Source organism: Ruegeria sp. S84 (assembly GCF_056583445.1).
In genome coordinates this window covers 1,050,078-1,074,648 of the sequence record NZ_CM152618.1, presented here as the reverse complement: position 1 = coordinate 1,074,648, position 24,571 = coordinate 1,050,078, and the positions used below count along the sequence as shown (strand labels likewise).

The window sequence follows — 24,571 nt, the reverse complement described above, 5'->3', positions numbered from 1 at the left end:
TTTTTGGTGTTCTTGGTTCAGGTCGTGGACACGCGATCCACAATCGCGATGATCGCCAGATCGACGGGCGCGGTGGACAGACCGGCGGCCATACGCGCCGCCGAGCCATTGACCAGCAGAACCGTATCCCCCACCCCGGCGCCGCAGGTGTCGACAGCGACCCGCGCCGGTTCGATCACCTTGCCTTTGCTATCGACCAAATCCGTCACCAGCAGTTTCGTACCGACCAGTTTTGCGTCTTTGGCCGTGGCTGTGACGGTCCCGGCGACCTTGCCCAAATGCATCAGAAGGTCCTCAGGTAACGGTCCAACTCAACCGGAGTGACCTGTTGATTGAAGAAATCAAGCTCGCGCTCGGCCTGTTGCAGAACCAGCTCCCACAGCATTTCGCCCATGAGATCGCGAAGCCATTCGGATCCTCGCGCCAGTTCGATCGCCGTTGGCAAGTCGGTCGGGATCGGATCGCCGATCCCTTCTTCGTAACCGTTGCCAGTTGTCGGCTCTGAGGGAGCCAGGCCCTGCTCGATCCCGTCCAGCCCCGCTGCAATCTCGGCTGCCAGCAGAAGGTAGGGATTGGCATCTGCACCAGCGTCACGTTTTTCTACGCGCACCGCGCTGTCGGATCCTTCAATGACCCGAATACCAACGGTCCGGTTGTCATAACCCCAGCTCGTGTTGATCGGGCAGAAAGTATAAGGCTGACGGCGTCGATAACCATTGACGGTGCCACTGCCACAGATTGCCGTTTCGCACATGCGTTGTTGCAGCCCGGCGATGAAGGATTTGCCGGTATCGTTTATCTTGCCGTTATCGGCAAAGACATTCTTGCCGTCTTTCCAAAGCGAGTAGTGTGTGTGGAAGCCGTTGCCGGACTGATCGTAGAACGGTTTTGGCATGAAGGTTGCCAGATAGCCGTGGGCGATGCCCAGCTGGCGGATCAGCGACTTGAACAAGACGACACGATCTGCCGCTGCGAGCGCTTCGCCGTAACGGATATTCACCTCAATCTGACCCGCAGCATATTCCGGGTTCGATTGCTCGATGGGGATACCGCACTCGTTGATCTGCTGGCGGATCGGTCCAACGATGTGCTCCATCCGCGCAGCACGGCCCAGACCGTAGACCTGAATCCCGCTATCGCGCGGCTGTCCGGTCTCCGGATCTAGTAGATAGAATTCAAGTTCAGTACCGACATTGACCTCGAACCCCATTTCGCGGGCCCGTTCAACCTGACGCACCAGCGCCTGTCGAGGGTCGATCGGAACCGGCTTGTGATCCATACCTTCCGCCCGACCAAAGCAAACAGCGACGCCTGGCTCCCACGGCACAGCGACGGGCTGGGTCATTGGGAAGACGTGCATATCGGGGTAGCCGTTGTCGAAATTGACATAAGGCGTATCCCAGACGTCGCACGTCATATCGATCGCCATCAATGCAATCGACAGCGCATTGCCGCTTTTGCAGACGTGGTCCCAGTGGCTGGCCGGAATGCGCTTGCCGCGCATGATGCCGTTGAGGTCACCCACACCGAGTATGACGGTGTGCGTGCCTTCGGGCAGATCAAATCCCGAACTCATTGATGCGCTCTCCCTGTTTTTTGGCTTTATAATTGTTGTATTCTGTATACAGTATTCACAAAGACAATCGATAAACAAGGAAAATCTGCATCATGTCCAAGAACTCGGTCATCGTTGTCGGAGGCGGCATCGTCGGCGTCATGACGGCGCTTACACTGCAACGACGTGGTGAGGCAGTGACTTTGATAGATCGCTGGGAACCGGGACATTCCCGTGCATCTTCAACGGATTACAACCGTGTCATCCGTGCGATTTCCGGGCGGGATGAGTTCTATACACGTTGGGCCCGCGAAAGCCGCCTGCGCTGGCTGGAACTGCAAGCCGAGAGCGGCCAGAACCTGATGTATGAATGCGGTGCGCTGATTCTTGCAACAGGCGGTCATTGCGACTGGGAGAACGCCACAGCCGAAACCTTCGACCGCGTTGGTGTGCCCTACTACAAGTTCGGGCGGCAGGACATCGAATCGCGATTTCCGCAGTTTCGCGTTCCTGACATCGAATACGCCCTGTTCGAACCCGAAGCCGGAATGTTAATGGCGCATCGCTGCGTCCTGACCGGGCTTGAGCTGTTTCGTCGAGCGGGCGGGATCGTACAGCGCGGTCGCGTGACCACCGATGGATCAGAGCGCCCAATGCTGGATGGAAAGCCGCTTGAGGCTGATCTTATCATTGTCTCAACCGGCCCCTGGATGGCGGACATGTTCCCCAGGACGATCAAGCCGATATCGACGGTGGTTGGTGTGAATGTCCTCTATACCTCAACGCCAGATGGGTCCGAGGAGTTCGATATGAGCCGAATGCCCTGCTGGATCGATCATGGTCAGGGCTCATTCGGGCTGCCCTCCTCCGAGGGTTCAGGGGTAAAAGCGGCAGTCGTCATCCCGGACAAGATCGATCTGGACAATGACGAAAGGCTAATCCGACAGGAAACGCTGGGACGCACTCGCAGCTACATCCGTCATCGTCTTCCGGGCCTTGAGGGTGAGCGGGTCGTGGATTCCAAATTCAACCAGATCATCCTGACGCCAGACACGCACTTTATTGTCGACTGGCACCCCGAGCATGAAAACGTTCTGTTCGCGGGCGGCTGCTCGGGACATCTGTTCAAACACGCGCCGGTATTTGCCGAGTTTGCCACAGGTGTTGGAATGAAGGACTTCGGAACGGCTGATCGTTTCAAGATCACTGGTCGAAGAAAACTGAGCCCGAAGGAAAGTCCAAGCGGGCGTTAAAGGTCCGACAGAGTACGATAAAATCCTGAGTTCGGACACTTCTCCTGCGGCAGGCGACTACCTGATCGAATTGCATCGCGGCAGGTTTTCGCCTGACGGCAATGCCCACATTTTTCTGCAAGCTCAAGGCTAAGCTCAGGATGTGCATTGAGATCATCTTCGCTAAGACCAAACTGACTTGCCATAGAAAGGATACGCTCTCTCGCGTTGGGCGCGCCAGAGCGCAACATGGCCAGATCAGCACGGGAAAGACCGAGATCCGATAGCTCCAGATCGCTGATACTTCCCTCGCGTGGAGCATTCACAATGCGCGCAATCCTCTCAAAGAAATCCTTGTATCCCGTCATTGCCAAATCTCCCAATCGATTGCGTATACAGTATACATAGTGCGGCTTGGCTGGACTTGATTAGGATCAAGAGCCGTTCGCTCAAAGGCTTATTGCTCAGGGACGTATGTACCGCGAAAAAGCTCTACTGCTTGAAGCGCTGCAATATCGTCGGGCACATTTGCCGCGTTGACCGAGGACATCCCATCATCCGCTTCCGTAGCTGACAAAAGCACCTCTCGACCTCTGGTGAACAGATCGCGCAAGTGATGCGCCTTGTATTCGGGATGAAACTGAACAGAGCGGGCAGGAAAATCATAATCCAGTGCACCAACTGGACAGTGGCCCGCTGATCCGGTCACCCGAGCCGAGTCCGGAATGCTTGTTACCTGATCCTGATGCCAGACATATGCATCCACGCTATCTCCGCCATAGTTGAAGGGCCGTGCACCAACGACATTGCCTACCTCGACTTTCTCGGCCCGACCACCATAGACGTCAGCCATGATCTGATGTCCGAAACAGATACCAAAGACTGGAATTCGGATTTCTCGACAACGGTCCAGGAAGGCACGTAGCGGCTGAATCCAATCCGTGTCATCATAAACGCCAAATTCAGATCCGCCGACTATAGCACCGTCGAAATCGCTCTCGTCCGGGAGCGGTTCTCCATCAACAACCCCTACTACTACGAACTCGGCTTCCGGTAGGTGTGGGGCGATCCACTCCTGAATCTGCTGTGAAGTCCGCGGCATTCCCTCCAACAATGGCAGCGGGTGGCTAGTCAACTCAAGAACTGCGATTTTCACCAGTCAAAAGCCCTGTCAATTCCAGCCATTTTCACCCCAGTGAAAGCTGACGCTTGAAAACTAAGCGCACGCAAGTCTTCGGTTTCCAGATTGTGTACCGAGGACTTTCCGCAGGCTTTCGCAAGCGCTGTAATCTCCATGGTCATGGCCGTCAAATAGCGCGCAATGCGCTCTGCCCCTGCATTCGGGTTCATACGAGCTTCGAGACTTTCATCCTGCGTCGCAATCCCGACCGGGCAGCGACCTGTGTGACAATGGTGGCAGGCACCTGGGGATGTTCCCAAGGCCGCGTAATCTTCGAGATAGCGCGGACTGTTGCACCCTAGCGCAACCATGGCCGCGTTGCCGATCATCACAGCGTCAGCACCGAGGGCCAGACACTTCGCCGCGTCCACACCGGACCGAATGCCACCGGCAGCGACCAGAGAGACTTTGCCGGTCATGCCGCATTCGTCTAATGCTTCACGCGCAGCGCGAATGGCGCTCATCGTCGGGATACCGGTATGGTTTAACAACAACTCCGGAGACGCGCCGGTACCACCTTCGGCACCATCAACTACTACAACATCAGCACCCGCTTTGGCGGCAACTGCCACGTCAAACCGGGGACGTGTCGCACCCATCTTGATGAAGATCGGCACCTGATAGTTGGTGGCGATGCGCAATTCTTCAATCTTCACTGCCAAATCATCAGCGCCGAGAAAATCTGGATGGCGGATCGTAGATCGCTGATCCACGCCTTCGGGCAAAGTTCGCATCTGGCTGACGCGCGGGCTGACCTTCATACCCAGCAACAGACCCCCGGTTCCGGGTTTCGCACCCTGCCCCACGACAAGTTCCAAGGCATCCGCGCGGCGCAGATGATCCAGATCCACACCATACCGCGCGGGTGACATCTGATAGAGCAGGCGTTGGGAGGCTTCGCGCTCCTCTTCCAGCATGCCACCCTCACCCGTGCAAGTCATGGTTCCTACTTTCGAGGCCCCATAACCCAGCGATGCCTTGGCCGATGCCGACAAAGCACCAAAAGACATTGAAGCGATGTAGATCGGGATCTTCAATTCAAGTGGGCGCTCCACAAGGCCGCGCCCTCCACCCAGAACGGTCGTCGTATCGCAATTCTCGCGATAACCTTCCAGCGGCAGGCGGGTCATCGTTGCTGGAACGAATGTCAGATCATCGAAGGTCGGCAATTGCTTGTTGAACGTATTGTATCCACGTACCTGATAGCGCCCAAGCTGCGCCAGCGCGTGAACTTCCGAGATAGCCTCGGGTGTCCAGCGGGTCGAACCTCCTTCATCATACGACGAAGGAACGCCAGCCGGGCGGTCGTCGATCGCTCCCGCATCGCGGAACCTGATTTCCTCTTCCGAGGCAACATCGAACGGATATTCGTAAGGTTTACTCAGATCATGAGCCATGCGCTTGCGTCCCTGCTTTCAAAATACCAAAGACGCTGGCCCGAAACCATTTTGCGCCAATTTCGCGAACTGTCGACAAGCCCGAGCGGGTCGAGGATCGCATCAACCTCGGCCACTTCTTCAGCAGTCGGTTCGATCACGTCGACATCCACACCCAGGCTGTCGACCTCGCCAGCTACCCAGACCTCACCTTCCCAAAGCGCATCAGCACAGGATTCACCCGCACCGCCAAGCGCTATGATCCGACCGGAATGCGCCATGAAGCCGGACTGATAGCCAATCTTTCCTTCGACGACGATGTTTCCACCTTTCATCGCAACGCCCACCCTTGGCCCCGCATCGCCTTTGACATGGATCGTGCCGCCGATCATCGCAGCACCACAGGACATACCGGCATAGCCACCGACAGTGATGTGCCCTTTGGCCATACCTTCGCCAACGGCCCAGCCGCAGTTGCGTTCGATAGTGATTTTCGCCCCGGTGTTGAGACCGCCGCAGTAATAACCAACCGACCCCTCGAAAGTGATATCCACATTGTCTGGCAGACCCACGCCCAAATTATGACGAGACAGCGTATCTACCACGCGGATCGGCCGACCCATTGTGCAGGCTTCCATTATCTCACGATTGACCTCGCGGATATGTCGCTTGCCGACTTCGATGACGATCTCATCCATCTTTGCAGCCACCTCATTCATGCCGCCAAACTCCGGTTTCCGACGCCCCAGATACCGGTCAGCGACGGGCCGTCGTAGTTGATCACATCGCATTCCTCGGTCATCACCCGGCGGACCGCTTGTTCTTCGGTCGCAGCCGCCAGATCGCCATTGCGGTTGACGACGACCAGAGGCTTCATTGCAAATCGGTCTTTGGCAAACCCAATCCCGTTTGGCGTTGCGATCATGTAGGTAAACACACCATCGATAGAGGTAATGGACTTCTTTAGCGCCTGCTCCATGGTCAGGCCCGCCTTCATTTGGTCGCTGACCCACACGGCAATCAACTCGCTGTCATTCTCAGTCAAGAACCGATAACCCATTCGGGTCAGCTTATCGCGCCAGGTGAAGTAATCGGTGATCTGCCCGTTATGTACGATCGCGACATCCGAAAATGGGCGCGCCCAGAACGGATGCGATGCGTTAGGCAATACCGAACTTTCTGTAGCAAGCCGCGCATGCCCCAGCCCATGTGTTCCTATCATATCGCGAACGCCGTGCTTTTCTGCCACGGCTTCGGCACCACCAATATCCTTGATGATCTCAAGACTGCGGCCGCAGGATTGAACTTCAATGCGGTCTGTCAGCTCATCCGCGTCCGCGACCCAGGCTTGAAGATTCCTTGGGTCTGAAATTTCCATCCGAAAGCAATAGTGACGACTTTGGTCCGTTACGATTTGGGGGTCAGACAGAAAGCTGCTTCCGTGTTCACGCAATATCGTTTCAAACGCGGAGAGATCCGCATCCTGTTGAGACTTGTCGAATCCCATTCCGCGTAAAACGTACCCCGTTTCCCGAGGCAAACCATAAACGGCGAAGCCAGTGCTGTCGGCGCCTCGATGTTCCTGCGCATCCATCAGGTCAACAAGATCCGCCCCAACCTTCCCGGGCGCGGCCAGTATTCTACCAGCAATTCCACACATGAAGAGCTCCCTGTTCATTCTTTCTTGTATACTGTATACAGTACACGAACAATAGCAACCCCATTCGCCTTGGCAGCAGTTGTTTTATTGAATACAGAATTCATGAAGGACAGAAAGAGAGGCTCCGAGTGGCTCTGAAACAAATCAAAACACAACGCAGACGCCTGGCGGACGAGGTCTATGACCAACTGGTCGAAGCCATCATGAGTCGCGAGATCACCGGTGAAGATCGGCTGGTGCAAGAAAAGCTGGCGGCCGAGTTGAACATCAGCAGGACGCCTGTACGCGAAGCGCTCATGCGGTTGGAGACTGAAGGCGTGTTGGAAGTGGCCGCCAGCGGCGGATTTCGATTGGCGCGCATGGACCAGACCGAGGTGCGGCAACTATACCAGGCACGTGCCGCGATCGAAGGACAAGCCGCGCGCATACTTGCGGTACACGCAGAACCAGAGGTGCTGGATCGATTGCGTGAACTCATTCGTCGCGAAGAAGATCTGAGCCAGCCGACGACCCGAGACTATTTTATCGCAAACCGACGCATTCATCGTGCCTTCATGGTTGAGGCGGGCAACAAATTTCTTATCGACATGTTCGATATGATCTGGGGCAAAGCGATGGCGTTCCATCTGTTTTCAGCAATTGAGAACGTTGATATATCCAAATCGCTCGGAAACCACCTGACGCTCGTTGACGCGATTGCGACGGGTGATGTCACCGAAGCACTGGAAACTTTCACCAGCCACATTCAGGAAGGTTTCGACCTTCAGATCGAAGGTCTGAAAGAAGCGGATAACGGTTAAACCGCGTTTCTGAGCGAGCGGCCAGTCAGGGCCTTTGCCTGATTGGCCGCAGCTTGTTCAAATCACGAAATGCAGCCTGTCGAACTCAGCGCGCCATCCAGATACCTCGGATAGAACGGATTCACCGCTCAAGCTACGTCGGATCAGTTCTGCCAGACGCTCTGCATCTCCTGCTGTCATACCCCACCGGACCAGCTCGGGCGTGCCGATCCGTAGGCCATTCATGTCGCCGTCCACCGGCTCAACTGGCAATCCGATGCCGCATGCCAGAAACCCGGATTTACGAAGCAGTTTGGAGGCAGTCTGACCGCCACCATACGGCGCTGCCAGTACCGCGAATTGATGAGAATTGGTGAAACCCTCTCCACCCGCGAAGACCGGAACACCTTGCGCATCCAACGCGGCAGCAAGTGCTTTGGACATCGCAATCATCTCATCTGCATAGGCTGAGCCGAACTCTTTCCAATCCAGCATGGTGACGGCAAGTGCAGCCGTTTTTGCGGCATCAAAGTTGGCTGTCATACCGGGGAAAGCAATTGCATCCAACGACCGGGCGATTTCTGCATCGTTCGACACAATCAAACCCCCGGCCGGTCCGCCTAAGCTTTTGTAGGTACTCATGGTCATGAAATGCGCACCCTCCTTCAGCGGGTTGCACCACGCGCGCCCTGCGATGATGCCGCACTGATGGGCGGCGTCGAACATGACCTTTGCGCCAATTTCATCTGCTATGGCACGCACCTCGGCCACAGGATGCTCAAACAGGTTCAGACTACCGCCTATCGTGATTAGCTTGGGGCATTCGGTCTCCGCCAATGCCCTCAAGCGTTCCAAATCAACGGTATACCCATCCGCATTGACGGGGGCCTCAATAGTGCGCAGACCAAACAGCCCCGCACACCCCGCCAAATGGTGAGTCACATGGCCACCAATCGACGCGGGCGGAGCGATTATCGCATCACCGGGTTTGCAGGTCGCCATAAAACCATAGAGGTTGGCAATTGCGCCCGAAGGCACGCGAACCTCGGCGAACTGCGCATCAAAGACATCGGCACATAGTTCTGCGGCGATAACTTCGATCTCTTCGATCGCCTCCAGTCCCATTTCATATTTGTCACCGGGGTATCCCAGCGATGGTCTGGATCCAATGCCCGAAGACAATAGCGCCTCGGCCCTCGGGTTCATGACATTTGTCGCCGGGTTGAGGTTAAAGCACTCTTTTTCGTGAATGCGGCGGTTTTCGTCCGCCAGATGCTCGATCCGGGCCAGAAGATCGCCAGACGACAACGATGCGGCCTTTGTCGCGATGTCCTGGATCAGAGTTTCGCTTGCGGCAGGCACCCAATCTCTTTGTACAAGTGTCATCTGTCCTCCTCCTGTTTTTTGCAGTTTGGCGGCTTTCGCGTGACACCGCAAAGCAGAATTGTTATTTCTTGGCGTAGAAAAACTAAGGCTAGATCAATGAGTGTCGCCCCCAAACGCCCCAAGGGACCTCCGCTGAACGCAATGCGGGCGTTCGAGGCAGCAGCGCGTCACGTCAGCTTTGTTGCGGCGGCGGAAGAGCTGAACGTTTCTCCGGGTGCGATCTCACAACATGTAAAGGCGTTGGAGGATTGGGCAGGTGCGCCGCTGTTTCGCCGCAACGCCCAAGGGGTGGAACTGACGCCTGAGGGACAATCACTTGTCGCTGTCTTCACCACAGCCTTTGATCAGATGAGCGATGCCGCCCGGGCTCTGCGAAACCTTAAACCAAATGCCGATTTTCACATCGCCGCTTTGCCTGCTGTTGCCCAACTCTGGTTGCCCAAACGATTGCGCCGGATTAGAGAGTGTTTTCCGCATATCAATTTTTCGGTCACGGCGCTGGAAACACCACCCAGCCTTTCGCGTGAGATGTTCGATTTGGCGATCTTCTTCGCGACCTTGGACGAAGCACCTGACCTAATTGTGCTGTGCGAGGATGAAACCCAACCGGTTTGCGCCCCTGCTCTGCTGGATCAGTTAACCGGCAACAACGGGTTTCAAGGCACTCCCTTGTTGCACGATCAGACGTGGAGCAGCGATTGGTCCACATGGTCGCGAAGCACAGGTTGTGAGGTCCCAGATGTCAAAACTGGCCCGCAGTTTTCGCTTTACAGCCTTGCCGTGGAAGAGGCCAAGGCCGCAGCTGGCGTGCTAATGGGGCACCTATGCTTACTCGAAGAGCCATTGAAATCTGGTGCACTCGTAACGGCCCACGCGCAATCCTGCCCGACAGGGCGTGCTCTAGCGGTTCAAGTGCCGGTGGCATCGCGACGAAGACCCGAAACCGATCAAGTCATCGCCTTGTTGTCAGATTGAGTCAAATCTCATCAATCCGGTGCATTGTGCACGACACTTCACATTGAAAGCCGTGCACAAAACAGTCTCGCATAGACCGCAAGGCAACTCAGATTTCATAGGGCATATGGCGGAGAGACAGGGATTCGAACCCTGGAGACGGTTTCCCGCCTACACACTTTCCAGGCGTGCGCCTTCGACCACTCGGCCACCTCTCCGGTAGAGGTGACTTATGCGAATTTCTGAACCGAGCGCAAGGCCCCTTTCGCAAAAATGGACGGGTCAGAAAATACGAAAGCTGGCGACAAATGGCAGATGATCCGACACCTCATCCTTGAACGCCTCGCGCCCCATATTCATGGTCCAGTGCATTGGAAACAGTCGCAAGCTGCCGCGGACATAATCGGTGGAATAAGTGCGTGATACGGCAAAACCGTCCAGTAAATTGGCGCGACCCCTATCCAGAATATGCGAAAATCGGTCTTGCAGATCCCAGCACGAAACAAAGTCCATCATGTCATCCCCACCAAGATGGTGGAAATTGCTGACGTCCTGACCGGGGATCATGTTGAAGTCGCCCATCAGCAGAATCGTGCGTTGTGTCAGACCGGGGGTCGAGCGGATCTCGGCGATCTTGTCTCCGATAATCCTGCATTGGCTGTCACGTATCTGCTGCTCGGGCCGGTCTCGTCCGGATTTAAGATGCACAGCGATCAGCTTGGCCTTGAATTTGCCGACCTCGACATCGGCGATCAGGGCCTGACGTCCGCCGGGATCGTCACCTTCCGAGCCGTCGATCAGCTGCAAACCTGTCACCGAGACCCCCGGTTTGTGCAGAAACCCGATATGGATATTGCCGTTGGGCTGCGGCAGGATCTTGACCTGATAGTTCAGCCCCTTATCGGCCAGACCCAAGGCAAGCCGATCAATATGTTCGATGGGGCTGACCTCGACCAGAGTGATCAGTTCGGCGTCCAGCAGGGCCAGCCCTTCGATTTGATGGGTGACTCGGTCACTGCTGGCTAGAATACCCAGACTTGTGTTCACCGGATTGAAGCCGGCCAGATTCCAGACGGCAATACGCGCGAGGCTGTGTGAAAATGTAACCATCAAAATTCCTCCTGCAAATGACTTCAGACTACATCAAAATGAAACAGTCCGATAACCATTTGCGGGAAAATGCCGATCGCATCACGCTCAGTGGTTGTCGCCCTCGCCGTCCTGATCCCCTGCCGCGTCCAGATCGTCCGCTGTCATGTCCACTGGTTTTGTCGATGGCGCATGGGGTGATAGGTCGTAATCCACGGCAGAAGCATCATTGGACGGATCGGACTGACCCGTCAGCACCTCAGGGTTACGGAGCCACAGGTCACGCTGCGCAAACGGGATCTCGATGCCTTCCTCAACGAACCGGCGATTGATCTCGTGGTTCATGTCGGATTTGACAGACAGCACCCAATTCACATCCCGCAGGATCGCGCGGATTTCGAAATCCAACGAGTCTGCACCGAAGCCCTGGAACACTACGCTGGGCGCGGGATTGGCCAGAACCATCGGGTGCCCGTTTGCGATCTCGCCCAGAATAGTTTCGACCTTGCGGGTATCGGTACCATAGGCGACGCCTACAGGCACGATCACTCGGCCAATCGTATTGCCCCGGGTGTAATTCGTAACCACCCCACTGATCAGGTCCGAGTTCGGAACGATCACATCCGTCCGGTCGAACGTCTCGATCCGCGTCGACCGGACTGAGATATCGCGCACATATCCCATCATGCCGTTCACATCGATCCAGTCACCTTTGGAGATAGGACGCTCAACCAGCAGGATGATCCCTGAGACAAAGTTCGATACAATGGTCTGAAGACCGAAACCGATGCCGACCGACAAAGCACCCGCCACGATCGCAAGCGAGGACAGGTCAAAACCGGCAACCATGATAGCGATCAGTGCCGCCAGAAAAATTCCGACATATCCGGTACCCGACACGATGGCATTCTGCCCGCCGGGATCAATGCTGGTCTTCGGCAGCAGTGAATTGCGCAGCCCGCTTTGCAGCAAACGGGTCAGCGTATATCCAATGGCGAAAATGGCAACGAACGTCAGGAAGTTACTGGGTGAAATCGTAACCCCGCCAATATCGAACCCCAGCAACAATCGCGACCAAGCTTCAAGCAGGTCCGTCTGGCGCGCGCCCCAGTAAAGCGCCAATATCGGCAACGCCAGAATGGCAAGCGCGAACCCGACCAGAACCGAAAACAGTGAATCGCGCGCGGCGTCGCCCTGCCCTGAAAGCCAGCCATATACCGTACCAATAAATCGCTGCACGATCACCAGTGCTGCAATCAGAACCAGCGTTTTGATGGCAGGAAATACGATAGCTTCGGCAGCGTTAATGTATCCGAAGGCCCCCAAGATCGGAGTCGCAATCCCAAGCATGAACAAGGCGCGCCGCAAGAACTCGACCAATTGGCTGAACCCTGCGCCACGGCGGGTAGCTTCCTGGTCCGTCTGTTCTTGCTGAGGCTCTGATTGGCGGACCTGACGCACACGCAGCAGAAGAAGGGCAGACACCACAACGATCGGGAAGCCAACAACGGCGCGGGTCGCGTCAGAGATATTCTCGATCTGCTCGAACAATTGCGCCAGCTCGTGCAAAATAAGCATGACCGCCAACAGGTCTATATAAACCCGCAATTCTCTGATTTTGCCTGCGGACAGTCTTTGGAAGTTCTGCGCCGCTCCCATCAGATAGACCTGCCGGCCGATCCAATCAAAATAGAAGATAATCGCGGCCCAATAGGGGATTTGCTGGAACAAAAGTGTACCGCGCAGGCCCAGCACGCCAGTTAGCACGACGGCGGTGACCAACGCCAACACGCCCAACCAAGGCAATAGAATGCGCAACAGCGAGACAATAAAGGTCCAGACCCCGCTGCCGCTACCTCCTAGCGAGCGGAGATATTCGCCGCCTTTCTCGGACCATTTGCGCCCAAACAGCAATAGAACTGCTGAAACAACCAACAGCACGAGAATGCCAAGACCGCGCTCGCGGATTTGTTCGCGCACCACATCAGAGCGCAAGTTTTCGATGGTTTCGTTAATAAGGCTGTGCGTCGCCTCTTTGATGTCGACCCAAGCTGGTCCCCAATAGACGGGGTTGAGCGGCGACGGCCCGCGTTTCAGCATCTCTTTCTTTTGTCGGTCTCGGACTATCCGATCAATTTCGCTGATCAGCCCATTCGCGCGACTGAAAGCCTCTTCCGAGATGATGCGGGGAACACGCAAACTGTTCAGTTGTGTTTCGAGTTGCGCACGCAGCTTGGCAATGTCTTCGGCCTCGCTTTCCCCTTCAGCCGGCTTTGGGCCAAGCGCCTTGAGTTGGCTTTCCAGCGTCTGAATACGATCGGTGTTGGCACCTCGGGCTTTGTTAAAGTCTTCGCGATACTCATTTATTTCCGAACGCAAATTCTCTAATGCTGCGTTGGATGCACGGTTCGCGCGAATAACAGATTCCGCCCGGTCCGCCGTGCTGACCCAGCCCTGATAATATTCGCTCTGCCGGTCAGTAAGTTGGGCAGAGGCGATCCCGCCCAAACCAATCAAGCAGAATAGCACCAGAACCAGACACAGGCGGACCTGTCGCAGCATCACACGTCCTCAAACACGCCAGGAATACTGCGCGGCGCTTCGGTCATCCAATCGGGCACGGGAAGTTCCTTTTCACGCAGGAATTCAGGATTAAACAGTTTGGATTGATAGCGGGTGCCGTAGTCACACAAAATCGTAACAATGGTGTGCCCTGGCCCCAGTTCTTTCGCCAAACGGACGGCACCGGCAATGTTGATCGCGGTTGACCCGCCCATCACCAGACCCTCTTCGCGCAGCAGATCGAAGATATAGGGCAGCGCTTCGCTATCGGTAATCTGCCAGGAATGGTCAGGTGTGAACCCTTCTAGGTTCTTGGTAATCCGCACCTGTCCGATACCTTCGGCGATAGAACCTCCCTCCATCGCGATCTCACCAGTGGTGTAGAAGGAATAGAGCCCCGCCCCCATCGGATCAGCCAAACCGATCTTGACACCCTTGGGCTGCAACGCTTCGGCCACCCCGGCCAGAGTACCACCCGATCCAACGGCACAGATGAAACCATCGACTTTACCGCCGGTCTGCTCCCAGATTTCGGGACCAGTGGTTTCCACATGTGCCTGACGGTTGGCGACATTGTCGAACTGATTGGCCCAAATCGCGCCATTTGGTTCGGTTTGAGCCAATTGTTCGGCCAGTCGGCGCGAATAGTGCACAAAGTTGTTGGGATTACGGTACGGCGCCGCAGGCACCTGCACAAGCTGAGCCCCCGCCAGGCGGAGCATATCCTTTTTCTCTTCGGATTGGGTTTCGGGAATGACGATCACCGTCTTGAACCCCATCGAGGCACCAACCAGCGCCAGACCGATGCCGGTATTCCCGGCCGTGCCCTCAACAATCGTGCCGCCGGGTTTCAGATCACCGCGCGCTATCGCATCGCGGATGATAAACAACGCAGCACGGTCTTTGACGGACTGACCCGGGTTCATGAATTCGGCCTTGCCGAGAATCTCGCATCCCGTTTCTTCGCTGACGCGACGCAGCCGGATCAAAGGTGTTTTACCGACAGCGTCGGCAAGGTCTCGTGCAATGCGCATGGCATCCTCTTGTCATATGGTATTGCAGCAGATTTACAGGTGCCCTGACGCGATCACAAGCAGGGATCACTTAGCGCGCAGTCGATCGCGGTTCCGCGCCAACCAATAAGCAAGAGTTAGAAGCGGCAGATCCTTGAAAACATGAGCATCTACCATGCTCATGAATTCATCAAACGGCAGAATTTTGCTGCGGATATCCTCACCTTCGGAAGCGAGGCCACCGCTTTCAACCGTACTAGTCAGATCCCCAAGACCGACATAGAGATAAACATATTCTGTTGACGATCCGCTGGATGAATAGGCACCACCTGCATATTCCAGTTGGTATAGTGAAATCTGCGCTTCTTCCATGGCCTCGCGGGTGGCCGCCTGCTGAGGTGTTTCGCCCGGGTCGATCATGCCAGCCACAGGCTCCCACATCCACGGCTCGGGGTCGTCGATCAGGAACACGGGCGCGCGGAATTGCTCTACCAGCAACACCGTATCGCGCACCGGATCATAAGGTAGGACGACCACAGCGGACCCTTGCATCAATCCATTGCGATGCAGCACCGGACTCATCTCGCCGTTATTCTGACGATGCTGCAGTTCAATTTCATCCATCCCAAAATAGTTGACATAGGCGCGCTTGCGGTCATGAACGATCACGTCATCCGCAACGCTCCGCTCATCCCCCGCTCCACGTTGTCTTGCCGCTAATCTGGCCCAGGCGCGTGTTCTTATGGCTGGAAAGCTGCGCACGATGTCCGAGGCATCGACTCTTCCATAATGGGCCATCACCTCGTCTGCCGCGAACACCGAAAGCGCACCCCAATCCCTGATCCAGGTTTCAAGATCCCACGGTGCGCCTTTTTTCCAAATCTCAGTATCCGGAAAGAACACCAAGGCCTGATGTTCTTTTCCATCCTCAGTCACGATTGTCTCCGGGCGCAGTTCATATTCGAAACCGCCTTCATAGAAGGCCAATCGACTACGCTCGACGTCACCTAGGCCCTGCACCAGAACGCCACTGGCCTTACTGCCCTTTTCGGTGACAATCATTGGAAAGGGTTGATCTTGAACCGCGTATACGGCGTGATCCGGCAAAACAGCCTGCATCGCCGATAAATCGCCTGCGCTGCGACCCATGACGAGTTCCAGCAAAGAGACATGGCGCAAAGTGCCATAGAAAAACAGATTGGACAAAGCAGAGGCCCCGAATTGGCAGATCAGATTTAACGCCAGCGGCGAAAAGCAATTTCGGTAAGTATCCCGCTGAGAACAGCACCAAAACCCAGCGTAAGCAGGATTTCCGGTGCCAGAAGCTGTTCACCATAGCCAATCCCGATCTGAAAGATGGCAAGCAGAGCCTCAAACGGACCACCAAACCGATGGCGCATCGCCTGACTGAACATCTCGTAGGTGCCCTGAACGAACAGCCCCCAGAACACCAGCGCCGCTACACCGGTTAAACCGTTGTTGACGGCCGCGGTCCAGCCACGGCCAGCACGTTTACCCATGACAACCCAGCCGCAGATCCAACCCAGGATTATGTTCACGTAAGTGAAATAACCATAGTCCTTACCCTCTTCCCCGTTGTCGATGATCATGCCCGTCACAAGGAACGCGATCACCAGCAGACACAACGCGGCGACGAGACGTGAGGCTGTAGGCATTCGATTTTTCCGTTCTTCAACTGGGTTTGGCTATCGTGATCTGTGTCACATCACAATTACCGGTGTCAAAGGCTGCGCCACATGCGGTCAAATAATAATTCCACATGCGGCGAAAACGCTCATCAAACCCCATCTCCGATATCTGATCCCACTTGGCATTGAAGGTCTCGTACCAGCGCCGCAGGGTCAGATCGTAGCTTTTGCCAAACTCTTTTGAGCGTACAACGGTCAACCCCGCCTGATCGATCTGATCTCTAAGGATAGACGGTGCTGGCAACATCCCGCCGGGAAAGATGTATTTCTGAATGAAATCAACGCCGTTCTTGTAAATGTCCCAGCGATGATCCGCGACCGTGATGATCTGCAATGTGGCATGGGCACCCGGCTTCAACCGATCACGGACCGTGTTGAAATATGCGGGCCAATATTTCTGACCGACCGCCTCGAACATCTCGATCGAGGCAATTCCATCATATTGACCCTGCTCATCGCGGTAGTCCTGTAGCTTGAACTCCACCAGATCAGAAAGCCCTGCTTTTTCAATTCGCTCTCTAGCAAACTTCAACTGCTCTTGGCTAATGGTCAGCCCGGTGACGCGCAACCCACGCTCTTTCGCGGCATATTCGGCGAACCCACCCCAGCCGCACCCGATCTCAAGGATATGATCCCCCGGTTTGGCCCCCATTTCATCCACCAAGCTGGCGTATTTCGCAGTTTGCGCCTTTTCGAGGCTTTCCTGACCCGTTTCAAATATGGCACTGGAATAGGTCATCGTGTCATCCAGCCACAGGCCATAGAAGTCATTGCCGAGATCATAGTGATACGAGATGTTCTTTTTCGCCTGCGACCGGTTGTTACGATGCAACCAGAACCGCAGTCTTTCATAGGCTCGCACTAGAAACTGTCCGGTAAAATCATCGTAGACCGTCTCAGTTCCCAGATGCACGAGGTCCATGAAACTGCGTAGGTCCGGTGTGCTCCAATCGCCTTCAAGGTAGCCGTCCGAGAAGCCCAGCTCTCCCTCGCGCACCAGCCGGGAAAAGACGTCCGGGTCGTGGATGTCCACATGTGCCACGGGGCCTGGTTGTGGCGCATCCGCGCGGAAAATGCGTCCGTCGGGCAGCGCGATGTCAAGTCGGCCGCGCTCCATCCTCTTCAGCATCTTGAAGACTTGTGTAAAATATCTCGGCAGGTTTTCCTGCCCTTCGGTGCTCGTCAGGAACATCCGCTCTCCCCTCTGCGGTTGCGGGTCAAAGCTAGGACGGGATTCGGTTTCTGGCAAGTTTTCAGTTCCTTACTGGTCTTTTCTGGCATTATACGCGCCCAACGCACGGGCGCGGCCTTCCTTCAGCCCCACCACCGGTGCGGGATACATCTGGTCACGAGAAAGCCCCCATGATCGCGGCACGGCATCAAAATAGGCCAGCGCGGTGGATGGCGGCTCGGATTGGCCCTCGGCAATCCAGCGACGCACATAACCTGAGTTTGGATCAAACCGCTCGCGCTGTGTGTCGGGATTGAAGATACGGAAATACGGTGCGGCATCAGGGCCGCAACCGGCCACCCATTGCCATCCCATCGCATTTGCAGCTGGGTCCCAGTCGATCAGGCAATCCCCGAACCAGTCTGCGCCGATTTTCCAATGCGTCATCAGATGCTTTGTTAGATAACTCGCGACAATCATCCGAGCCCGATTGTGCATGCGTCCGGTGACATACATTTGTCTTAGACCGGCATCGACAAGCGGAATTCCGGTTCTTGCCTGACGCCACGCGCGCACTTCGGGCGTGTCGGGATCTGTATTCCAAGGGAATGCGTCCCATTCAGGCTTCCAATTGGCACTTAGAAGATGCGGCCAGTGGTACATTAAGTGATATGCGAACTCACGCCACACAAGCTGACGCAGATAGCCTTCACCACCATGCGCCCCGGTTTGGTCGGCGATTTGCACCCGATGCCAGATTGTACGCGGCCCGATCTCGCCCAGTGCAAGGTATTCTGAAAGATCAGAGGTTCCAGATTGATCCAGTTGATCCCGCTGTTCGCGATACTGATCAATACGTTCTAGAAACACATCCAACTGGTCCAGCGCAGCATTTTCGCCCGGGTGGACAAACGGGCGGACCACTGCGGCCCCGCGCTGCATATCCCGATCCAGTCGCCAATCAGACAATTGATCGGACGCAGGCCAGGTTTTCGGCGTCATAAGCCGCGTGGGCGCGGGCTCGGGCAAAGAGACTTCGCGCCCCTGCACTGATCGCCACATCGGAGTGAAGACCCGAAACGGCTGGCCGGTTTTGGTGGCGATCGTCCAAGGCTCAAACAAAAGCAGGCCAGCAAAAGACTGTGCCTGGATACCCTGTTCGGTCAAAGCAGCCTTGATCTGGGTATCCCTGTTGATCGCCTCTGGATCATAAGCCCGCGTCCAGAATACGGAGCCTGCCCCAGTTTCTCTGACCAGTTCACAAAGAACATCCAGTGCTTGACCCTGGCGCAGTATCAACTTGCTGCCAAGCTGCTCAAGCCTGCCGGCAAAAGCGTCAAGGCCCAGACCAAGGCGCCATTTCGGCGCGGCACCCAAAGTCTGAACCTGATGATCTAGAACAAATACGGGCACGATGGGTCGACCTGATTGCACCGCCGCGCTCAGCGCCGGATGATCTCCTAACCGAAGATCGCGCCTGAACCACAAAATGATCGGTGAATGATCAAAATCCATGTCCGCCCCATGTTTTCTTCGAACTACGAAGCGCCGCAGAAACTGGATCACAAAACGCGGTCAAGCGCCTCCAAAAGCTGATCAATTTCCTGTCGACTGGTGTAGTGTGTAAAGCTAAGACGCAAGACCCCTTGGTCTGCATCGACACCCATCGCCTGCAGAGGGCGATGAGCATAGAAATCACCGCCACCTGCCATGATACCGTGTTTCGAAAGCTCGGCAGCAACAGGCTCGGCCTTCTTATTCAGACTTAACGCTACCGTCGGTGCACGCCGGCTGGCATCAGACGGTCCGATCAGGCGCAGAGCGTTCCGGTCTTTGACCGCGTCCAGCAGAGGTTGCAATAAAGTGACCTCGTGTTCCCGCATCAGATCATGCACAAAGGACCCCCTTGCCGAAGCTCCTGTTTCCGGTCCTCCATGATGGGCACAAAGCAGGTCCACATAGTCCGCCATGCCTGCGCTGGCCGCGATCTGAGCATGGTCAGGCCCGGCTGGTGTGAACCGCTTGAAAAGAGTGTCGCCGTTGAAATAATGCGCTTGGTTGGGCAGCAATTCACCCAGAGCTCGTCGAATAACCATGCAACCCTGATGCGGGCCATAGGTTTTGTAGGCGGAGAACAGATAGATATCAGGGCCCAGATCACCGACATTGGGGAACCCGTGCGGTGCGTAAGAAACCCCGTCGACACAGGCAAAAGCACCCGCAGCATGGGCGATTGCGGTGATTTCGGTGACCGGGTTGATTTCCCCAACGACATTCGAGCAATGCGGAAAGCACACCAGCCGCACTTTCTCGTCCAGCAAATTCTCCAAATCTTGCGGGTTCAAAGACCCACTTTCCGGATCAATCTTCCATTCCCGAATTTCGATCCCCTCATCGGCCAATCGCCGCCAGGGCCCCGAGTTTGCTTCGTGGTCCTGATTGGTCACGACAATCGCTTCGCCCGGCTGCATCCACTGCCGGAATGCCTGAGCCAGTACATAGGTGTTCTGCGTCGTCGAAGGGCCAAAGCTCAGCTCATCTGTTTCCACCCCCAATATCGCGGCAAGTCGCGCTCGTGCTTCGTCCATTTCCGCGCCACCCGCACGGCTCGCCTCATAGGGCGCGTAGGGCTGAACCTTTCGCTGGGTGTAGAACCGGCTCAACCGATCAAGCACAGGTTCGCAGGTATAGGATCCACCTGCATTCTCAAAAAAGCCTGTCCCTGAAGGCTGGGTTCCGAAAAGGCCGGGAACTGTGCCCGAACGAATTCAATATCAAGAGCGCCCATCGCATCTCTCTCCCTTATCATGCACTACAGTCCGGGTCGTTGCCCGCGCAAAGTCCGGACATCCCCGAAAACAAGGCAGGTCTTCCAGCCCAGCCGCAGGTCCTTGGAACGGGTAAGGATCGGCGGCAGCACCCATGATGGCCCCACGACCACCAGCAGACCCGGCCAGATAGCCAGAGGTAGAAGGTTGGGTCAAGTGATTGCGTTAATGGTATTTTTTGCCGCCACGCAATGCGTGCACTGACGAAGTCATTGGCCCACGCGGGGCTTAGTTTCTTTTAGGTAGGAAAATGCCGGGCAGAGATGCCCGGCTCAGTGTTGCTCAAATCAGCATTAGCCCTGAACTTTGGTATAAGTCCCCTCACCCGCCAGGATGCCGCGGAACCCGCCGGGTTCATCCAGACCGAAAACGATCAGTGGCAGATTGTTGTCGCGCGCCAATGCAATGGCCGATGCGTCCATCACGCGCAGCCGCTTGGCCAAAACATCGTCATAGGAAACCTGATCATAGCGCACTGCATCCGAGTGTACTTTGGGGTCTTTGTCATAAACGCCATCCACACCGTTCTTGCCCATAAAGATCGCCTGACACGCCATTTCGTTAGCGCGCAGAGTCGCAGCGGTATCGGTGGTGAAATAGGGGTTCCCGGTTCCTGCGGCAAAGATGCAAACCCGCTTTTTCTCAAGGTGACGAACAGCACGGCGGCGAATGTAAGGCTCGCACACCTCATCCATCCGAATGGCCGAAATCACACGTGTAAAGACCCCTACCCCCTCCAGCGCGGATTGCATCGCCAGCGCGTTCATGACAGTCGCCAGCATGCCCATGTAGTCGGCTGTCGTACGCTCCATCCCCTGCGCCGAACCAGACAGACCACGGAAGATATTGCCACCACCGATGACCATGCAAATCTCAACACCAAGATCATGAACCGATTTGACCTCTTGCGCGATGCGCTGAACGGTGGGCGGATGCAGTCCGAATCCCTGATCTCCCATCAGCGCCTCGCCGGAAATCTTCAACATGACACGGTCATATGTTGTTTTTGGGGTCTCGGTGGTCTCGACGGAAGGGGAAAGGCTCATGTTGCGCTCCGGGCTGGCACGGGGTTATTTTCCGGCGCAAAATGAAGCAAAACCTCCGCATGTTCAATGCGGATAGTCAGGAACGGGGCAACCAGTCATGGCCGACAACTCTGAGAACCGGCTTTTGGCGCAATTGCCGTCGATTCCCGATGACAAACCTGTATTGATCGCCGGGCCCACTGCCTCGGGTAAATCGGCGCTGGCGCTGTTGATCGCCGAGCGTTTCGGAGGCGTGATTGTCAACGCCGATGCCAGTCAGGTCTATGACTGCTGGCGTATTATCTCGGCCCGCCCCTCGCCCGAGGATGAGGCCCGCGCACCGCACCGTCTGTATGGGCATGTTGCCTATGACCAGACCTATTCGACTGGTCATTGGCTGCGAGAGGTCACGCCGATGCTGTCGCAACGCCCTCGTCCGATAATCGTCGGAGGGACCGGTCTGTATTTCACAGCTCTGACCGAGGGGATGGCCGATATCCCCGCAACCCCGCCGGAAATCCGGGAACACGCGGATAAGTTGCCGTTGCAAGAACTAATCGCGGGTTTGGACGGTCTGACCCTGCAGAGGATCGACACCCAAAACCGCGCGCGTGTTCAGCGCGCCTGGGAGGTTCAGAACGCAACCGGGCGATCCCTTTCGGATTGGCAGGCTGACACCCCCGCCCCGATACTGGATATTCAAAACACGGTGCCGATTGTTTTCGACGCCAGAAAAGACTGGCTGCTGGATCGCATCAACCGACGGTTCGACCTGATGTTGGACCAAGGAGCTATAGAGGAAGTGGAGGCCATGCGCGATCGCTATGACCCCTCTTTTCCCTCCTGTAAAGCGATCGGCGTTCCGGAGCTAATGGGCTACCTGGACGGCCGCATGACACTGGATGAGGCGCGCGAAAAAGCGACGATCGCGACACGGCAGTTTGCCAAGCGCCAACGCACATGGTTCCGTGCGCGCATGAAGTTCTGGCATCACCTTGACGCTGCGTGTTGAAGGCTGCAGTCGCCGGAGACGATAAAGCCTAATATAACAACGCCTTAATCAGCACCATGGTGAGAGATAGATATATATCCATCTATCCGTCACAACGTGTCTCGTTTCCTTTCACATTGAAACTTTCCGAACCTCACTTTCTGCTCGGATGTCGTTTTTGTACCATCTATGACGATTTCCAACATTGACGCAGGGAAAAAACTGGTGCCGAATGCGGCTATGGGGATGTTGATAAATCGTAAATCCAAGCCCGTGGCCCTACCAACCGAGACTAAACGGTCCCTGTAGTGCCCGGCTCTATCAATCAGAAACACGAAATCTAAAAAAATTATGTGTCACAGGGAGACATCTATGGAAAACCAGACAATCAACGGAAAGCCGATGCATTGGGCGGCAGAGATGCACGCCAAGGAATATCGTGAGGGCAATCTGAGCCGTCGTGAATTTCTGGCCCGTGTAACCGCGCTGGGCGTTGCTGTACCGACGGCATATGGCATGATTGGCCTGCAGTCACCGGCAGCCGCTGCCGAACCTCAGCGTGGCGGCACCATCCGCTATCAAATGGAAGTGCGCGCACTGAAAGACCCGCGCACATATGACTGGACGCAGATCGCAACCTTCACGGCTGGCTGGCTGGAATATCTTGTCGAATACAATAATGACGGCTCGTTCAAACCCATGTTGCTGGAAAGCTGGGAAGCCAATGATGACGCCACTGAATACACGCTGAACGTCCGCAAAGGTGTGAAGTGGAACAATGGTGACGATTTCACTGCCGAAGACGTAGCTCGCAATATCGAAGGTTGGTGCGACGGGTCTCTGGAAGGGAACTCGATGGCCTCGCGCATGGCCTCACTGATGGATGAGAGCACTCAGAAAGCCGCAGATGGCGCCATCACCGTTGTCGACTCGCATACAGTCAAGCTGAAGTGCAACGCGCCGGATATCACGATCATCCCCGGCATGGCAGATTACCCGGGTGCAATCGTACACAGCAGCTTTGATGCAAATGATATGCTGTCCAACCCAGTTGGTACGGGTTTCATGATGCCCGAAAGCCATGAGGTCGGCGTGAAGGGCGTTCTGGTCCGCAACGAAGGCTTTGACTGGTGGGGCTACGAAGCTGGTAAAGGCGGCTATATCGACCGGATCGAATTCATCGATTATGGCACTGACCCTGCCGCTTTCCTGGCCGCCTATGAGGCCGAAGAGATCGATATGAACTGGGAATCGGTTGGCGAGTTTGTCGACATCTTTGACAGTATTGGCCTTGTCCGCTCGGAAATCCCATCGGGCTTTACCATTGTCATTCGCCCCAACCAGCTGGCTGAAGACGCCGATGGCAACAAAATCTATGGCGACAAGAGGGTCCGTCAGGCCCTTGCCATGGCAGTCGACAACGCCGTCTGCCTTGAACTTGGCATGTCCGGCTACGGCATCACTGCCGACAACTGTCATGTAGGCCCGATGCACCCCGAGTACGACTCGGCTGTGACGCGTATCCCTTACGATCCGGCAGGCGCAAAGGCGCTGATGGACGAAGCGGGTATGGGCGATTTCGAACACGAAGTGCAGTCGATCGACGATGACTGGCGTCGCAATACCACGGCTGCGGTAGTGGCTCAGTTGAACGATGCGGGCATCAAGGCAAAGCACACGGTTCTACCCGGTTCGACATTCTGGAACGACTGGACCAAGTACCCGTATTCCTCGACCAACTGGAACCACCGCCCGCTGGGCACGCAGGTTCTGGCACTGGCGTATAAGTCGGGTGTCGCTTGGAATGAATCTGGTTTTGCCAACGAAGAGTTCGACATGCTGCTGGCCGAGGCGAACTCGATCGCTGATGTCGATATGCGCCGTGAGGTGATGGCGAAGCTGCAGACGATCATGATCGACGAAGGCGTGGTCATCCAGCCCTATTGGCGGACCGCGATGCGTCACCACCGCGACAATATGGTCGGTGTCGAAAAGCACATTGCGGACCTGCCGCAGCTTTATAAGTTCGGCCTGACTTCCTAAGCCGAAACCTACAAGGGC

Annotated in this window: 21 protein-coding genes, 1 tRNA gene and 1 pseudogene; 5 read left to right on the top strand and 18 right to left on the bottom strand. The window is 55.9% G+C overall.

The annotated features are described in order from the left end of the window. Positions 1–17 precede the first annotated feature (17 nt). Both AC1DFB_RS05400 and AC1DFB_RS05395 read right to left on the bottom strand, forming a co-directional pair. Positions 18–284 (bottom strand): EutN/CcmL family microcompartment protein, encoded by a 267-nt coding sequence (locus tag AC1DFB_RS05400; RefSeq protein ID WP_170393276.1) that lies wholly within the window; start codon positions 282–284, stop codon positions 18–20. Further along, positions 284–1,576, bottom strand: a complete 1,293-nt coding sequence (locus AC1DFB_RS05395) for a glutamine synthetase family protein (RefSeq protein ID WP_480922287.1) — start codon at positions 1,574–1,576, stop codon at positions 284–286. Before AC1DFB_RS05395 ends, AC1DFB_RS05400 begins: the two co-directional genes overlap by 1 nt. Before the next feature lie 92 nt (positions 1,577–1,668). Here AC1DFB_RS05395 and AC1DFB_RS05390 point away from each other — a divergent pair, with 92 nt between their 5' ends. Further along, positions 1,669–2,808, top strand: a complete 1,140-nt coding sequence (locus AC1DFB_RS05390) for an FAD-dependent oxidoreductase (protein ID WP_480922286.1) — start codon at positions 1,669–1,671, stop codon at positions 2,806–2,808. On the opposite strand, the gene AC1DFB_RS05385 is transcribed toward AC1DFB_RS05390, so the two are convergent. The 5 genes from AC1DFB_RS05385 to AC1DFB_RS05365 all read right to left on the bottom strand — a co-directional run bounded on the left by AC1DFB_RS05385 (position 2,805) and on the right by AC1DFB_RS05365 (position 7,003). Next, the gene (locus AC1DFB_RS05385) at positions 2,805–3,155 is read right to left on the bottom strand and encodes a hypothetical protein (RefSeq protein ID WP_170735191.1); all 351 of its coding nucleotides are present in this window, start codon (positions 3,153–3,155) and stop codon (positions 2,805–2,807) included. The genes AC1DFB_RS05390 and AC1DFB_RS05385 overlap by 4 nt on opposite strands. An 89-nt stretch (positions 3,156–3,244) precedes the next feature. After that, the gene (locus AC1DFB_RS05380) at positions 3,245–3,943 is read right to left on the bottom strand and encodes a type 1 glutamine amidotransferase (RefSeq protein ID WP_480922285.1); all 699 of its coding nucleotides are present in this window, start codon (positions 3,941–3,943) and stop codon (positions 3,245–3,247) included. Beyond that, on the bottom strand, positions 3,940–5,364 hold the full coding sequence (locus tag AC1DFB_RS05375; RefSeq protein WP_170817684.1) for an FMN-binding glutamate synthase family protein: 1,425 nt from the start codon (positions 5,362–5,364) through the stop codon (positions 3,940–3,942). The genes AC1DFB_RS05380 and AC1DFB_RS05375 overlap by 4 nt, the downstream gene beginning before the upstream one ends. Then, positions 5,349–6,062, bottom strand: a complete 714-nt coding sequence (locus tag AC1DFB_RS05370) for a GltB/FmdC/FwdC-like GXGXG domain-containing protein (RefSeq protein ID WP_170405341.1) — start codon at positions 6,060–6,062, stop codon at positions 5,349–5,351. Before AC1DFB_RS05370 ends, AC1DFB_RS05375 begins: the two co-directional genes overlap by 16 nt. Next, entirely contained in the window at positions 6,059–7,003 is a 945-nt protein-coding gene (locus tag AC1DFB_RS05365; protein ID WP_170421277.1) for a class II glutamine amidotransferase domain-containing protein, read from the bottom strand. The genes AC1DFB_RS05370 and AC1DFB_RS05365 overlap by 4 nt, the downstream gene beginning before the upstream one ends. A gap of 128 nt (positions 7,004–7,131) precedes the next feature. Between AC1DFB_RS05365 and AC1DFB_RS05360 the strand changes: the two genes are divergently transcribed. After that, entirely contained in the window at positions 7,132–7,803 is a 672-nt protein-coding gene (locus AC1DFB_RS05360) for a GntR family transcriptional regulator (RefSeq protein WP_170405336.1), read from the top strand. A gap of 57 nt (positions 7,804–7,860) precedes the next feature. Here the strand turns inward: AC1DFB_RS05360 and AC1DFB_RS05355 are convergent, their stop codons facing one another. Continuing rightward, entirely contained in the window at positions 7,861–9,168 is a 1,308-nt protein-coding gene (locus tag AC1DFB_RS05355; RefSeq protein WP_480922284.1) for an aminotransferase class I/II-fold pyridoxal phosphate-dependent enzyme, read from the bottom strand. A gap of 96 nt (positions 9,169–9,264) precedes the next feature. Here AC1DFB_RS05355 and AC1DFB_RS05350 point away from each other — a divergent pair, with 96 nt between their 5' ends. Next, positions 9,265–10,143, top strand: coding sequence for a LysR family transcriptional regulator (locus AC1DFB_RS05350; protein WP_480922283.1), 879 nt, complete (start codon positions 9,265–9,267; stop codon positions 10,141–10,143). Between the two features lie 107 nt (positions 10,144–10,250). On the opposite strand, the gene AC1DFB_RS05345 is transcribed toward AC1DFB_RS05350, so the two are convergent. From AC1DFB_RS05345 to pyrH, 10 genes and pseudogenes are all read right to left on the bottom strand, one after another. Continuing rightward, positions 10,251–10,340 (bottom strand) — tRNA-Ser (locus AC1DFB_RS05345). 64 nt (positions 10,341–10,404) lie between these two features. Beyond that, a complete protein-coding gene (locus AC1DFB_RS05340; protein ID WP_480922282.1) occupies positions 10,405–11,232 on the bottom strand; it encodes a GMP synthase in 828 nt (275 codons plus the stop codon). Between the two features lie 87 nt (positions 11,233–11,319). Next, a complete protein-coding gene (locus AC1DFB_RS05335) occupies positions 11,320–13,773 on the bottom strand; it encodes a DUF3772 domain-containing protein (protein WP_480922281.1) in 2,454 nt (817 codons plus the stop codon). Next, a complete protein-coding gene (locus tag AC1DFB_RS05330; protein WP_170662323.1) occupies positions 13,773–14,807 on the bottom strand; it encodes a cysteine synthase A in 1,035 nt (344 codons plus the stop codon). The genes AC1DFB_RS05335 and AC1DFB_RS05330 overlap by 1 nt, the downstream gene beginning before the upstream one ends. Positions 14,808–14,873: 66 nt before the next feature. Next, positions 14,874–15,992 carry an NUDIX domain-containing protein gene (locus tag AC1DFB_RS05325; protein ID WP_480922280.1) on the bottom strand — a complete coding sequence of 373 codons (1,119 nt, stop codon included), beginning with the start codon at positions 15,990–15,992 and terminating at the stop codon, positions 14,874–14,876. Positions 15,993–16,021: 29 nt separating this feature from the next. Continuing rightward, entirely contained in the window at positions 16,022–16,462 is a 441-nt protein-coding gene (locus AC1DFB_RS05320; protein WP_480886005.1) for a TrgA family protein, read from the bottom strand. Between the two features lie 16 nt (positions 16,463–16,478). Beyond that, positions 16,479–17,687: an SAM-dependent methyltransferase gene (locus AC1DFB_RS05315; RefSeq protein ID WP_170393292.1), complete on the bottom strand. Its 1,209-nt coding sequence runs from the start codon at positions 17,685–17,687 to the stop codon at positions 16,479–16,481. A gap of 69 nt (positions 17,688–17,756) precedes the next feature. Further along, a complete protein-coding gene (locus AC1DFB_RS05310; RefSeq protein WP_480922279.1) occupies positions 17,757–19,181 on the bottom strand; it encodes a cryptochrome/photolyase family protein in 1,425 nt (474 codons plus the stop codon). Positions 19,182–19,228: 47 nt separating this feature from the next. Then, a pseudogene (locus AC1DFB_RS05305) lies at positions 19,229–20,454 on the bottom strand (aminotransferase class V-fold PLP-dependent enzyme). A 333-nt stretch (positions 20,455–20,787) separates the two neighbouring features. Continuing rightward, positions 20,788–21,540: a UMP kinase gene (gene pyrH / locus AC1DFB_RS05300; RefSeq protein WP_170405311.1), complete on the bottom strand. Its 753-nt coding sequence runs from the start codon at positions 21,538–21,540 to the stop codon at positions 20,788–20,790. Positions 21,541–21,637: 97 nt separating this feature from the next. Here pyrH and miaA point away from each other — a divergent pair, with 97 nt between their 5' ends. Further along, complete coding sequence (gene miaA, locus AC1DFB_RS05295; protein ID WP_480922278.1) at positions 21,638–22,531, top strand: tRNA (adenosine(37)-N6)-dimethylallyltransferase MiaA; 894 nt, start codon at positions 21,638–21,640, stop codon at positions 22,529–22,531. A 351-nt stretch (positions 22,532–22,882) separates the two neighbouring features. Then, on the top strand, positions 22,883–24,553 hold the full coding sequence (locus AC1DFB_RS05290) for an ABC transporter substrate-binding protein (protein WP_480922277.1): 1,671 nt from the start codon (positions 22,883–22,885) through the stop codon (positions 24,551–24,553). Positions 24,554–24,571 lie beyond the last annotated feature (18 nt).